This is a genomic window from Marinobacter sp. ATCH36, from assembly GCF_023555055.1.
Classification (GTDB): domain Bacteria; phylum Pseudomonadota; class Gammaproteobacteria; order Pseudomonadales; family Oleiphilaceae; genus Marinobacter.
Genome location: NZ_JAMJPL010000001.1, coordinates 935,712 through 948,770 on the forward strand (window position 1 = coordinate 935,712; position 13,059 = coordinate 948,770).

The 13,059-nt window shown below is 57.3% G+C and carries 10 protein-coding genes; 6 read left to right on the forward strand and 4 right to left on the reverse strand.

Annotated features, from left to right (window positions below):
- The first annotated feature begins 8 nt into the window (after positions 1-8).
- The 3 genes from M8010_RS04145 (at position 9) to argA (ending at position 3,939) form a co-directional block, all read left to right on the forward strand.
- Positions 9-1,262 (forward strand): LSm family protein, encoded by a 1,254-nt coding sequence (locus M8010_RS04145; protein WP_250089085.1) that lies wholly within the window; start codon positions 9-11, stop codon positions 1,260-1,262.
- Between the two features lie 26 nt (positions 1,263-1,288).
- A complete protein-coding gene (gene argE, locus M8010_RS04150) occupies positions 1,289-2,449 on the forward strand; it encodes an acetylornithine deacetylase (RefSeq protein ID WP_250089087.1) in 1,161 nt (386 codons plus the stop codon).
- Positions 2,450-2,628: 179 nt separating this feature from the next.
- Entirely contained in the window at positions 2,629-3,939 is a 1,311-nt protein-coding gene (gene argA / locus M8010_RS04155; protein WP_250089088.1) for an amino-acid N-acetyltransferase, read from the forward strand.
- Here the strand turns inward: argA and M8010_RS04160 are convergent.
- Positions 3,910-4,980: an aminopeptidase gene (locus M8010_RS04160; RefSeq protein ID WP_250089089.1), complete on the reverse strand. Its 1,071-nt coding sequence runs from the start codon at positions 4,978-4,980 to the stop codon at positions 3,910-3,912. The genes argA and M8010_RS04160 overlap by 30 nt on opposite strands.
- A gap of 168 nt (positions 4,981-5,148) precedes the next feature.
- Here M8010_RS04160 and M8010_RS04165 point away from each other — a divergent pair, with 168 nt between their 5' ends.
- Both M8010_RS04165 and M8010_RS04170 read left to right on the forward strand, forming a co-directional pair.
- Positions 5,149-8,907: a DUF1631 family protein gene (locus M8010_RS04165; RefSeq protein WP_250089092.1), complete on the forward strand. Its 3,759-nt coding sequence runs from the start codon at positions 5,149-5,151 to the stop codon at positions 8,905-8,907.
- 18 nt (positions 8,908-8,925) lie between these two features.
- Positions 8,926-9,792, forward strand: a complete 867-nt coding sequence (locus M8010_RS04170) for a phosphoribulokinase (protein ID WP_250089094.1) — start codon at positions 8,926-8,928, stop codon at positions 9,790-9,792.
- On the opposite strand, the gene M8010_RS04175 is transcribed toward M8010_RS04170, so the two are convergent.
- From M8010_RS04175 to M8010_RS04185, 3 genes are all read right to left on the reverse strand, one after another.
- Positions 9,793-10,650: a pirin family protein gene (locus tag M8010_RS04175; protein ID WP_250089095.1), complete on the reverse strand. Its 858-nt coding sequence runs from the start codon at positions 10,648-10,650 to the stop codon at positions 9,793-9,795. It abuts the gene before it with no gap.
- Between the two features lie 109 nt (positions 10,651-10,759).
- The gene (gene speD / locus M8010_RS04180) at positions 10,760-11,551 is read right to left on the reverse strand and encodes an adenosylmethionine decarboxylase (protein WP_250089098.1); all 792 of its coding nucleotides are present in this window, start codon (positions 11,549-11,551) and stop codon (positions 10,760-10,762) included.
- Positions 11,552-11,752: 201 nt separating this feature from the next.
- Positions 11,753-12,175 (reverse strand): OsmC family protein, encoded by a 423-nt coding sequence (locus M8010_RS04185; protein ID WP_250089101.1) that lies wholly within the window; start codon positions 12,173-12,175, stop codon positions 11,753-11,755.
- A 238-nt stretch (positions 12,176-12,413) separates the two neighbouring features.
- On the opposite strand from M8010_RS04185, the gene crp reads away from it, so the two are divergent.
- A complete protein-coding gene (gene crp, locus M8010_RS04190) occupies positions 12,414-13,055 on the forward strand; it encodes a cAMP-activated global transcriptional regulator CRP (protein ID WP_007153756.1) in 642 nt (213 codons plus the stop codon).
- Positions 13,056-13,059: the final 4 nt, after the last annotated feature.

Genomic DNA, 13,059 nt, shown 5'->3' on the forward strand with positions numbered 1-13,059 from the left:
ACCGACTGATGAAGCGCCTGCTCACCTTTGTGGTTGTACTGGCCCTGATTGGCTATCTGTTGTTTAAGGGGGCGGTCTGGTGGCTGGCGGATCAGAGACTTGCCGAAGCCCGCAAGGCGGTGGAAGACGTTGGCGTGATTGATCGGGGGGAGATCCGTTCCGGAATCGAAGGTCGGCTGGTGCTGGGCAATGGCAGTTATCAGGATTTCCGTCTGACCCGGCCCGTGGAGTTCGACCGTCTGATGTTCAACGCAGGCTCCCCACTGGTGTTGCTCAGCGCGCTGCTGGATCCGTCGGACCTTCCTCGCCACTGGTCGCTGCAGGCCGAGAACTTGCGCCTGGTGCTGGATGCCAACATGTTCCGCAACTGGGTCACCGCCGGCAGTGACATGACGCCGGCCCTGTTTTCACCCGTTTGTGGTCCCGATCATCGCCAGCAGCTGGGTAGCGGCGACTTGCTCCGGCTCGGGGTCTCTGGTGTGTCTGGAGAGGCGCTCCTGCTCCAGGGCGGTGATGGTGTTTACGGGGAACTGACGACCGTCAATGCCGGCAGTGTGGAAATGGATTGGCCCGGTGCACGGCTCAATCCCCAGGATCTGTGGGGCATTGTCGACTCCACTACGTCCGCGATGACGGTAACGTTGCGGGACGGTGGCCTGATGCGCAGGGTGGCAGCCTATTGTTCCCGCGAGTCCGGAGTGGAGACCGGCGAATGGACCAGCATCGTTATGGATGCTTTCAGTGACGCACTCAGGGCCCGCGGTTTCAGCGCCAGTGACCAGTTGCTCGCACTCTATCGTCAGTGGCTGACCGAAGGTGGTGAGCTTACTCTGGAAGTGGACCCGTCTGCTCCGGTGTGGGGTGTGCCCGTGAAGGATGACGAGGAAACCGGGGAAGCGGGTCTGAATGTTCGTTATAACCGCTCGGAAGTGCCGGATGTCTATTTGACTCGCATAGAGCCGGAGTTGCCGGAACAGCCGGAAGCCATGCTGGAGCCGGTTGTCAGTGGTGATAACGGTGATGGCAGTGCCGACATTGTTGCCGGATGGAATTCCGCCGACAAAGCCGATGCCGAATCCTGGCTTGGACGGACGGTGAGAGTCACCCTGGAGAATGGTAATGTTGTGGAAGGTCGCCTGGTAAACGTAGGTGACTCGCGAATAGAAATCGCGCGGCTGACCAATGGTGGCGAGGTTGCCTATCCCATTGCCATTCGACTGATTGCAACTTTTGAGGTCTGGCGTCGAGGTCAGGCCCGCTAGCCCGGAAACGGGGCGGAGTACTGTATATGTCCGGATCCACACAACATCTGCCCGGCATTCGTGAAATGCTGACGAAGCTGATTTCCCAGCCTTCGATCAGCAGTGCCTCTGCGGAATGGGACCAGACCAACGAGCCGGTGGTCCGCACCCTGGCAGAATGGCTGAAGCCCATGGGTTTTAGCGTCGAGCTACTTGAAGTTCCGGGAATGCCCGGCAAGTACAATATGATTGCTACCCTGGGCAGCGGCCCGGGTGGCCTGGTGCTTTCAGGCCATACGGACACTGTGCCGTTTGACGACAAACGCTGGCAAAGCGACCCGTTTACCCTGACCGAGCGGGACGACCGCTGGTACGGTCTGGGCACCTGTGACATGAAAGGGTTTTTTCCGTTGGCAATCGAAGCGGCCAAGGCCTTCGTGGGTGAGGAACTGAAACAACCGCTGATCATCCTTGCCACGGCTGATGAAGAAAGCTCCATGAACGGCGCCCGCGCATTGGCAGAAGCTGGCCGGCCCAAGGGCCGCTATGCGGTGATTGGCGAGCCCACCGGCCTTAAACCTGTGCGCATGCACAAAGGCATCATGATGGAGCGCCTGGTGTTCGAGGGCCAGTCCGGCCACTCCTCGGATCCGTCCCTGGGTCGCAACGCTATGGAGGGTATGCACGAGGCGTTGGGCGAGCTGCTGTCCTTGCGCGCCGGCTGGCAGGCGAAATACAGCAACCCCAACTTCAAGGTGCAGGTACCCACCATGAACCTGGGCTGCATCCACGGCGGCGACAACCCCAACCGCATCTGCGCCCGCTGCGAATTGCATTTCGACCTGCGACCGCTGCCGGGAATGGATATGAATGGACTGCGCCAGGAGATCCTGCACAAACTGCAGCCACTGGCCAAAAGCCGCGAGCTTTCGATGGAGTTTGAGCCGTTGTTCGATGGCGTTCCTCCATTCGAAACGCCGGCCGATGCGGAACTGGTGAGGGCCTGCGAAAAACTCACGGGCCACACCGCAGAGGCGGTCGCCTTTGCAACGGAAGCACCCTGGTTGCAGAAACTGGGACTGGAAACCCTGGTTATGGGCCCCGGCTACATCGACCAAGCCCATCAACCCGATGAGTTTCTCGAATTGTCCCAGCTGGACCCGGCGGTACGAATCCTTAAGGGATTAATCAAAGAGTTCTGCCTTTAATCCCCAAGTAGGCAGCGCAAAAGTATAACGAGGGTGTTGGCGGGGAGCTTTCCCAAAACCGTGGAGCGCCATGGATGGCGCGACCGAGCCCTACAGAGACGTATTCACGGGCGTGTTTTGGGAGAGCTCCCCGCCAACACCCGGATGGTTTAAAAGCTGAAGGCGCGCAGGAGAAGAGTTTGAAATCGAACGAATGGTTGCACGGATTTCGCCACTCATCGCCCTACATTAACGCTCACCGTGGTCGTACAGTGGTTTTGACCATAGGGGGTGATGCTATCGCTCACGGCAATCTGATCAATATTATTCATGATATTGCGTTGCTCAGCAGTCTGGGAATACGTCTTGTCGTGGCCTTTGGTGCGAGGCCTCAGATTCAAACACGTTTGGATAGTGCACAGGAGGAATCCAGCTTTCACCGTGGCTTGAGAGTAACACCAGAGCAGCAGTTACCACTGGTGCTGGAAGCTATCGGTGGCTTGCGCGCATTTCTGGAGAGCCAGTTGTCCATGGGGCTCGTTAATTCGCCCATGCATAACGCGCGAATTCGGGTAAGTAGTGGCAATTACGTGACCGCGCGGCCCGTGGGTGTTCTGGACGGGATCGATTTCGGCCACACCGGACGGGTGCGTCGGGTGGATGTCGCTGGCATCGAGAAGCTGCTGGAGCTGGGGCATATAGTACTGTTGCCGCCGCTCGGGTATTCGCCCACGGGTGATGCCTTCAACCTGTCCTACGAAGATGTCGGGGGCCAGGTAGCCGCTGCGCTGCAGGCTGAAAAGCTGATTATGTATACCGAGAACCAGGGGCTGCTGGACGACGATGGCCAGCTGATGCGTGAGCTGTCCGCCCGGCAGGCTTCGGACCGGCTGGCGGCGGGCATGGTTCAGGGCCATGACGGAGATTTGCTGCGGGCTGCCTGTGATGCCTGTGTCAGGGGGGTGCGCCGGGCTCACATCATCAGCTATGTGGATGATGGCGCATTGCTGGAGGAACTGTTCACCCGTGATGGCTCCGGAACCCTGGTCAGCAGTGATAACTACGAGCAGGTTCGTCAGGCCAGGGTGGAGGACATTGGTGGCATACTGGGGCTGATCCAGCCGCTGGAGGAGCAGGGCGTCCTGGTGCGGCGCTCCCGGGAAATGCTGGAAACGGATATTGGCAGTTTTGTGGTGGCTGAGCGCGACGGCACGATAGTGGGGTGTGCGGCGATTTATCACTATCCCGATGAGAGTGCCGCTGAACTGTCCTGTTTCGCCGTGGATCAGGCCTACCGCCGCGCCGGCCGTGGGGATGAGATTCTGGCTATGATCGAGAAGCTTGCCAAGGGGCAGGGTATCCAGCGCTTGTTTGCACTGACCACGCAGACCGAGCACTGGTTCCGGGAGCGTGGTTTCCAGCCATCGACCGTGCGAGAGCTGCCGGGGCTTAAACTGGCGTCCTACAACACCCAGAGAAACTCAAAGGTCTTCGTGAAAGCGCTGGCCTAATTGGTCAAGGGTTTGTCGGCGGGATTCTTCCGGTTGCCTTGATAGGGCTTCCACTGCCCGGTAGAAGGCCGCGAAGTCGGTTTCTTTCTCCCGGATCAGCTGTCTGAAGGCTGGCACATACTGGTTGTACTGACTGAAGAGGGCCAGGTTGGCGTTGTTCAGCTCTTGTGGGTCTTCACCGAGGGGGCCTGGTTGCTCCCAGTCTTCTGACCGTGCCCGATAGTTGTCCTGAAGCTGTTCGAATACCTGTGCCTTTCGCTGCCGGAGTTCAGTTTCTGGCAATGTGCCCCGTTGCGCATAGAGCGTCTCCAGTTGCGCGGATGCCGTCTCGACCAGCGTCAGGGTCTGACTGCGGTGCTGCAGGCGCGCCAGGGCGCTCCGGAACCCTTCCCGGTCATCCCGCTGTTCCAGCCACAACCTCAGGCCCTCCAGTTCCACGGCAGTTGCAAAGCTCTCGTTGAAGGCCGTATCGTCGTCAATGTAAACCACGCGATGAGCCAGTTCATGAAACATCAGGGCGACCATGCGGTTGTCAGGCAGAGATGTGAAACCGGTATGCAACGGGTCGTCAAACCAGCCCAGGGTAGAGTAGGCGGTCACACCACCGATGAAGGTATCATAGCCATCGTCAATGAATGACTGCTCTTCCTTGCGAGCCTTTTCAAGCTGGTAGTAACCGCGGTAGGACTGGCAGCCTATCACCGGGTAACACCACCGGTGTGCCTCGAGGGAGAACTCCGGCGCCGCCACCAGATTGACGATGACCCAGGGGCGCCCGAGTTCCGCGTAAGTTGAAAAAGCGTCGCCTACGGGCAGCGCCAGCCGGTTTTCGGCAAACTCGCGGGCATCGTTGGCCACGCTGAGTTTCTGTTTTAGTTGAGGTGGCGTTGACGGTGCGTCCAGCAATTCGGTTACCGGTTGCGTGGACATCATCAGCGACAGATGACCACTGACCGCCTGGCTGTAATAGCCCACTGTCGTGCACCCGGAAAGTGTCGTTATCAGTAGCATAACGAGATAGATCTGACTAAGCTGTGTCATGGTTCAGGCTGTTATTCAGTTGCTGGCTGACAAGTGGGTCAGGAGTTATATTACAGCTATGTTCCCCCAAGTAGCAGGTGGCTGTCGCTGCCTTTCAGGGATACCGGCCGGTGACCGGAACAGATTGCGTATCCGGTCCACCAGGCTTTGCCAGATATCAGGTAGTTCATGGATCCGAAAGAACGTCGTTCGAGCCCCCGCCAACCGATCAAACTCGCTGCCCAACTGGATGTTGGCAGTGGTGAAAACCTGCCCTGCCAGATCGCAGATTTCTGCGCAGAAGGCTTGTTTGTGCGGTATTCCGGGGAAACATCGAAAAAGCTGGATCAGGTGCTTGCGAGGAATAATCCGGAACTGGTGGTTCGTTTTCGCAGTCCTGATGGCCGCAAACGTCACCAATTGCACGTGAACGTCATGCGTCGGATCGAAGGCGCGATGGGCGTTGCCTTTACCCGTTCCAATCCGGAGGCCGTCAACGCCATGCTGGAACAGTGTGGCGCCAATCGTAATCAGGACAGGGCCTCGCTGCGAGCTCCCAGCGACAAGGTTCAGTTCGTCCTGCGTCAGTCAGCAAAGTCAGTTGTCCAGTATATCGAACCGCTGATGGATGCATGTTTCGTGCAGATGGTTACTGCTCTGCGTGAAGCGGCCCAGAAGGCTGGCAACGACCAGCAGGCAAATGAATTCATGGATGCTTCTGGCCAGCTTCAGGCCCGCCAACGGGTGATCTGGCACCAGATGGCACGTAGCCTTGAGTCTCCCCTCAAGCCGGCACCCCGAGGAGCCACCGGGGCGGAACTGTCGGTTGTCGATAAGGGCGAATTCGAGGACTGGCTGACGATCCGTGTAATGGTTACCAAGGCGGATACCCAGTACCGGGGTGATCTGCTCCAGCTGAAACTCCGCCTCGACAAACTTGGCGTTGCCAATTCCACAGGACACCATAACCCGCTGGGTCCGTCGCTGATCTGCGAATCCTTCCATTCCGGTCTGAGCCTGCTCAAGGCTCACCGTGAAGTCGAGAAGGTATGTCTGAAGGTGTTTGAAAAGTCCGTATTGATGCACCTTGGCCCCCTTTATCGGGAGCTGAACAGTATTCTCGTGCGCCACGGTGTGCTACCGGATCTGGATCTGAGCAAGTATCTGAGCGAACAGGTGCCCGCAGAAAGCGCGGAAAGCGGGAAAAAGCCGCCGGCGGAGCCCAGGCCGGAGGCCCAGGCCCAAGAGGCCGCGGCGCCTGAGAGCGAAGTGCAGGCCCCCGAGCGTAAGCCGACCCGCCTCAGCAGTCGCAAATCGTCCTCTGAATTTCGCGGCTATGCGGCGGCTGCCCAGACAGCCTTTGCAACCGTCAAGAATCTGCTTGGCACCCTGGCTGCCAGCCGCCAGGCCCGTGGTGACATGGCGCCAGTGGAGTTTTCCTCCGGGGCCAGAGAACTTTCGGCCGGCGAATTGCAGAAGCAACTGCAGGAGCTGCAATTGCAGGCGGCGACTGCCGGTCCGGAACAACCGTCCCTTCGTGAGCGCGTCGTTGAACGAGTCAGGGAGAGCGGAGAACACGCACTGGGGGAGAAAGAGCAAAGTACCCTGGATGTGGTGGACAGGTTCTTCAGCAGCGTGGTGGAGAGCCCGAAGCTAAGCGAATACGCCCAGTCACGGATGCGCCAGCTGGAAGTGCCGGTACTGAAAGTGGTTATGCGGGACCCGGAGTTTTTCGACGATCAGGACAGCCCGGTGCGCGGTGTCATGAACCGGCTAGCTCAACTGGGTGTGAAGGGCGGCCGCATCAATCCGGTCGTGCAGCGGCGGATCGACGAACTGGTACAGCGGATTGCGACCGATTTCGAGCAGGACACCGGGGTTTTCGAAAACGCGGTGCAGGAACTGGATGGCCTGATCGATCGCCAGAACCTGGTGTATAGGCGTAACGTTGAACGTGTTACCGCCGCTGCCGAGGGCGCGCAAAAGGTATCCGAGTCAAAAAAGGCAGTAGCGTTGGTGCTGGAGCAGAAACTGGCGGGCCGGAAGGTACCAAAGGCGGTGGTCAGCCTGCTGGATGGCGGCTGGCGTGATCTTCTTTCACTGACCTGGATTCGCCAGGGCCAGGACAGCCCGCTGTGGCAGGACTACCTGTCCGTTATTGATTCATTGATGACCTTTGCGGATGACCCCGACAATACCATCAACCTTCCGGAGTTGTTGCGGGTGATCCAGGACGGCCTGGCCTCCATTTCCAGCAATCACATGCCCTCCTCCCAGATTCGTGACGAGCTCAAGCAGTTTCTTGTGCGCCGCCCGGAAAGCCCACCGGAGATGGTGGAAATTCCGCCAACGAAGAGTGACGAGGACAAGAAACAGGCCCTTTCCGAGCGCGATCAACGCAGCTTGCAGCGCTGGGTTAATCGGGCCCAGCAACTGCGCACCGGTGACTGGCTCAGGGATCAGGAAAAGCCGGATGAGCCTCAGTACATTCGCCTGGTCTGGGTAGCCCGGGGCTTCAGCCGGTTCGTGTTTGTTAACCACCAGGGCATGCGGGTAGTCGAGTTGGAGCTGGAGGCCCTGGCCCAGCATATGCGCAAGGGCATTATAGTGCCGGACAGCCAGTACGAGCGGCCACTGGTGGATGAAAGCATCGACCGCATGGTGCGCAAGGTCTACGACCAACTGTCATGGGCTTCCACTCACGATGAGCTGACAGGCCTGCTGGGGCGCCGTGAGTTTGAGCGTATGCTGGAGCAACAGCTGGTCCGGCGCGAGGATGAGCGCGCACTTGTCCGGCTTGATCTGCGCCAGTTCCGCCTCCTCAATGACACAGCCGGTTATCAGGCTGGAGACCAGGCGCTACGTATGGTAGCAGACGTGTTGCGCAGCCATGTGGGGGATGGCATGCCGCTGGCGCGGCTTTCCGGTAACGAATTTGCCCTGATGTTGCCGGCGGAAAATGCCCTGGAAGCATCACGGGGAATCGTATCGGCTATCGAGGTCATTGAGTTTCGTTTTGAAAGTGGTAGTTATCACCTTTCCGCCAGTGCCGGACTGGCGCAGGAAATGCCCGCGCTGGCAAATGCCGAGCGCTGGCTGAAGGCGGCAGAGGAAGCCATGAAGGCGGCCAAGAAACGCGGTCATGGCAAGGTGATGGAGTATTCTCTCGATGCTCACGACCATGCGCGCCAGGAACAGATTGCAGCCAAGGTGGCCAATCTTGGTGATCTCAATGAAGAGCGCATGCTGTTGCGGTGTCAAAAGGTTATTCCGCTGCATCCGCACACCACCATGGCGCCGCAGTACGAGATACTCATCAGTATGTACGACGATGCCGGAAACCTGATAACCGGTAAGGATTTTGTCCGTATGGCTGAGCGCTACGATCGCATGCAGGCAGTCGACCGCTGGGTGGTGGGGCAGATGCTGGACTGGCTGAGAGACAAGGCCCCCGATCCTGAGCACATGGGGGGTATTTGCATTAACCTGTCGGGGCATTCCCTGAACGACCAGACGTTGATGGAATTCATCTACGACAAGTTGAGCCAGAAAGATGCGCCGATTGAAAGAATCTGGTTCGAGATTACAGAAGCGTCCGCCATTAACGATCTTCAGGGCATTTCCGAGTTCATCGAGGAAATGAAGGAACTTGGGTGCCGGTTCTGCCTGGGCGATTTTGGCAGCGGGCCCACGTCGTTCCAGTTCATGCGCAGTCTGCCGGTGGACTTCATCAAGCTGGACAGGGCGTTCACCAGCCAGCTGGATACCAGTGAGACGGATCAGGCCATGGTAAAGTCGATGGTGGAAATGGCTCACTACATGAAACGTGAGGTGATTGCTTCGCAGGTTGAAACTCGCGGTGTTCTCGATATGCTGACCAGTCTGGGTGTGGATTATGCTCAGGGTTTCATCGTTGAAAAGCCGCGGCTACTGACCAGCCTGGATTGACTTTCCGGACCATCTGTTATGTCAAAGCGCCACCCGATTATTGCGGTTACCGGTTCCTCCGGCGCCGGCACTACGACTACCGGCAAGATATTCAGCCGTCTGTTTGCCGGTGAAGGGCTCAAAGCCGCTATGGTCAGTGGCGACAGCTTTCACCGGTACAATCGTGAGCAGATGGCTCGTCTTGCTGCCAAGGGACAGTTTGGTGAGCGCAACCACTTCGCACTGGCCGCCAACCATATCGACAAGCTGGAAGCGCTATTCTACGACTATGGCCATACTGGCAATGGCCAGTTTCGCCGATACGTTCATGATGAAGACAGGAAGCTGATTGAGGCCGGTTACAAGCCCGGTACGTTCACGCCCTGGGGGCCGTTGACACCGGATACGGATTTGCTGTTTTACGAAGGACTTCATGGCGGCGTGGTCAGCGATGCCTACAACATTGCCCAGTATGTGGATCTGCTGGTGGGAGTGGTTCCCATCGTCAACCTAGAGTGGATCCAGAAAATTCATCGTGACACCAATCAGCGCGGGTACTCAAAGGATGCGGTCGTGCAGACCATCGTCAACCGCATGGACGACTATGTGCACGATATTGTTCCGCAGTTCGCCCAAACCAACGTTAACTTCCAGCGCATTCCGCTGGTGGATACGTCCAATCCTTTCGTGGTTCGGGACGTTCCCACGGAAGACGAGAGCCTGATTGTTATCCATTTCCGTGATCCCTCGGATGTGGACTTTCCCTATCTTTTGCAGATGATTGCCGGCAGTAGCCTTTCCCGCCACGACACACTGGTTATTCCCGGTACCAAACTGTCGCTGGCCATGGACCTGATCATGCGCCCGCTGGTTTCCGAACTGATGGCCCGCAAGCCCTTTGCCTGATTAGGCCGTCAGGCGCCCGTCGCGGTAATCCCGCAGTGTCTGTTCAATTTCCTCGCGGGTATTCATGACGAACGGGCCATACTGCACAACGGGCTCGCCAATCGGTTTTCCGCCGATCAGCAGCAGGCGGGCGCCGTTTTCACCGGCCCCGACCCGTATGCTGTCTCCCTGTGCGAGGATGCTGGCTGCGGAGACCTGCAGGGATTGAGAACCCTTGTCCGATACCAGTGATGCTTCGCCTTCGTACAGATAAAGCATAGCGTCCAGTTCTGTGCTCACCGGCAGCAGTGTCTCCTTCCCCGGCTCCAGATGAATATCCGCGTAGAGGGGGCGAGTGCTGCCGCCAGTAACTGCGCCCTGATGCTGCTGTCCTTCTGCCGCTATCTCGCCGGCAATCAGTTTCACCAGTCCGCCGTCCAAAGTGATGTTAGGAATGTCTTCGGGCTGGATGTCCCGGTATCCGGCCGGCTTCATTTTTTCTGCGGCCGGCAAATTGAGCCAGAGTTGAAAGCCTCGCATTTGTCCGGATTCCTGCTGAGGCATTTCCGAGTGGACAATGCCTCGTCCGGCGGTCATCCACTGCACTCCGCCGTTTTTGAGATTACCGCGATTACCCAGGTGATCTTCGTGCAGCATGTGCCCTTCAATCATGTAGGTGACGGTTTCAAAGCCGCGATGGGGGTGGGATGGAAATCCTGCAATGTAGTCCTGGGGTCGGTCGGAACCGAATTCATCCAGCATCAGGAACGGGTCCAGGCGGATATTCTGCTGTTGTCCGATGGAACGTTTGATTCGTACACCGGCGCCGTCAGACGTTTCCAGAGCAGCAATGGTTTGTTTTACTGATCGCAGAGGCATGGTTTATGGCTCCTTAGAGGATATAACGTCTATTAGACGCCCTCGAAGGCAGAGAGATAAACCGGAGAATTCTGGCCGGGGCCATCAAAAAAACTGACGGTTCCGGCCGTTACTCCACGTTGCGGGAGTAAAAGATCTCGAGCATTTCACGGCGCAGGCGATCTTCAATGGACTGGGCTTCGTTCGGGTCCAGGTCGTCGGCGTTTACCCCGAACACATAGTTATCCAGCTTGAAGTTCTTGAGCATCATCTTGGTATGGAACATGTTTTCCTGATACACGTTGACGTCAATCATCTGGTAAGCGTTCTGGGTGTCTTCAGTCAGATAGTTCTGAATCGAGTTGATATCGTGATCGATATAGTGCTTGGTGCCATCCACGTCGCGGGTGAAACCCCGTACCCGGTAGTCCACGGTAACCACATCGGAATCGAAGCTGTGGATCAGATAGTTGAGTACCTTCAACGGCGAGATCAGGCCGCAGGTGGACACGTCGATATCGGCACGGAAGGTGCTCACGCCGTCGTGGGGGTGGCTTTCCGGATAGGTATGAACGGTGACGTGACTCTTGTCCAGATGCGCCACGATGGCGTCTGGCAGCGGGCCTGGTGACTCTTCGTTATCTGGCTCGCCATCACTGAGTTCGTGCTCTGCAATCAGCATGGTCACCGAGGCGCCGTGGGGCTCATAGTCCTGGCGGGCAATGTTGAGCACGTTGGCGCCGATGATCTTGACCACGTCGGTAAGGATCTGAGTCAGGCGCTCTGCGTTGTACATCTCGTCAATGTAATCAATATAGGCTTCACGTTGCTCTTCGGTCTGCGCATAACAGATGTCGTAGATGTTGAAGCTCAGCGATTTGGTCAGGTTATTGAAACCATGCAGCTGTAATTTGGTTTCCATGTTCAGCCCCCCCAAGTGTCTGGAGATGAGTGTCAGCAGTCATGCCTGTTTGTTTGTTGCATGCCACCAAGGCCGCCACCGATAACTGACCTGGATATTTACCTTATGCGCAGACCGGCGGAGAGGGTGCGTATTATGCACAACGACCCATGATTTGGGTAGAGTTCGCAGCGTTATTGTAGCATTCGTGGCTGTTCCTGCTCAGGAGGCCTCCCGGATTTCGTGACTATGGGTGATTTCCACACCTGCTTTTTCCAGCATGATGGATGCGGAACAGTACTTTTCCGCAGATAGGCTGACTGCCCTTTTCACCAGGTTTTCCTTAAGCCCGGTTCCAGTGACTACAAAATGCAGATGGATGCGAGTAAAGACCGCTGGTAGAGCGTCAGCTCGCTCAGCTTCCAGTTCGGCATGGCAGGCAGTTACATGCTGACGGCTTTTTTGCAGGATGCTCATGACGTCAAATGACGAGCAGCCACCCAATCCCATCAACATCATCTCCATGGGACGTGGCCCAAGATCCTTGCCACCGTGGTCAGCGGGACCGTCCATCTGTATCGCATGGCCGCTGCCACTGGTTGCCCTGAAGCTGGCGTCGCCCGTCCAGTCAATGGTTGCTTTCATCTGTTTTCGTGCTCCCGATGGGGTATGACGTTCAATCGGCTGGGATGCTAGCATATCGCGGATTGTCCGGCAGCTTTGTGAAAAAGGCAGCCCTGTGGATCTGGTCTATAATGTTTCAGGTTGCCGAAACGGGGCCTTCTTGTTATAAGTTGCGTTCATAATGAATGAACCCGCACGGAAAGCTGGGTGAATAAAAACATCGGGATCCCGCCAGTATTAAGGAGGCATGACTCGCACTATGGCCACTATCGTCAAGCCGGTTGAGCAGAAAACCAAGCACCTGGACTATTTCCTCTCGCAATGCCATCGCCGGCGTTACCCTGCAAAAAGCACTATTATTTATGCCGGGGACAAAAGCGACTCGCTGTTCTATATCGTCAAGGGGTCTGTCACCGTCATTATCGAGGATGACGATGGTCGCGAGATGATCATGGCTTATCTGAACGCCGGGGACTTCTTCGGCGAGATGGGGCTATTCGACAACATGGACTCCCGCAGTGCCTGGGTCAAAGCCAAGACCGAATGCGAAGTTGCCGAAATCAGCTACACCAAGTTCCGCGAAATTGCCCAGCAAGATCCCAGGGTGTTGTACTTTATCGGTGAACAGATGGCCTCGCGTCTGCGCCAGACCACCCGCAAGGTAGGCGACCTGGCGTTCCTCGACGTGACCGGCCGTGTTGCCCGCACCCTGCTGGACCTGTGCAAGGAACCTGATGCCATGACCCATCCGGATGGCATGCAGATCAAGATCACCCGCCAGGAGATTGGCCGTATTGTGGGCTGTTCCCGTGAAATGGTTGGCCGCGTGCTGAAAACCCTGGAAGATCAGGGTCTGGTTCGCGTCAAGGGCAAGACCATGGTGGTGTACGGTACCCGCTAGCCGA

What these genes read in the sequence shown, in the direction of transcription:
- M8010_RS04145 (WP_250089085.1), top strand. Translation starts at nt 9, where the DNA reads ATGAAGCGCCTGCTCACCTTTGTGGTTGTACTGGCCCTGATTGGCTAT.
- argE (WP_250089087.1), top strand. Translation starts at nt 1,289, where the DNA reads ATGTCCGGATCCACACAACATCTGCCCGGCATTCGTGAAATGCTGACG.
- M8010_RS04160 (WP_250089089.1), bottom strand. Translation starts at nt 4,980, where the DNA reads ATGACACAGCTTAGTCAGATCTATCTCGTTATGCTACTGATAACGACA.
- M8010_RS04165 (WP_250089092.1), top strand. Translation starts at nt 5,149, where the DNA reads ATGGATCCGAAAGAACGTCGTTCGAGCCCCCGCCAACCGATCAAACTC.
- M8010_RS04170 (WP_250089094.1), top strand. Translation starts at nt 8,926, where the DNA reads ATGTCAAAGCGCCACCCGATTATTGCGGTTACCGGTTCCTCCGGCGCC.
- M8010_RS04175 (WP_250089095.1), bottom strand. Translation starts at nt 10,650, where the DNA reads ATGCCTCTGCGATCAGTAAAACAAACCATTGCTGCTCTGGAAACGTCT.
- speD (WP_250089098.1), bottom strand. Translation starts at nt 11,551, where the DNA reads ATGGAAACCAAATTACAGCTGCATGGTTTCAATAACCTGACCAAATCG.
- M8010_RS04185 (WP_250089101.1), bottom strand. Translation starts at nt 12,175, where the DNA reads ATGAAAGCAACCATTGACTGGACGGGCGACGCCAGCTTCAGGGCAACC.
- crp (WP_007153756.1), top strand. Translation starts at nt 12,414, where the DNA reads ATGGCCACTATCGTCAAGCCGGTTGAGCAGAAAACCAAGCACCTGGAC.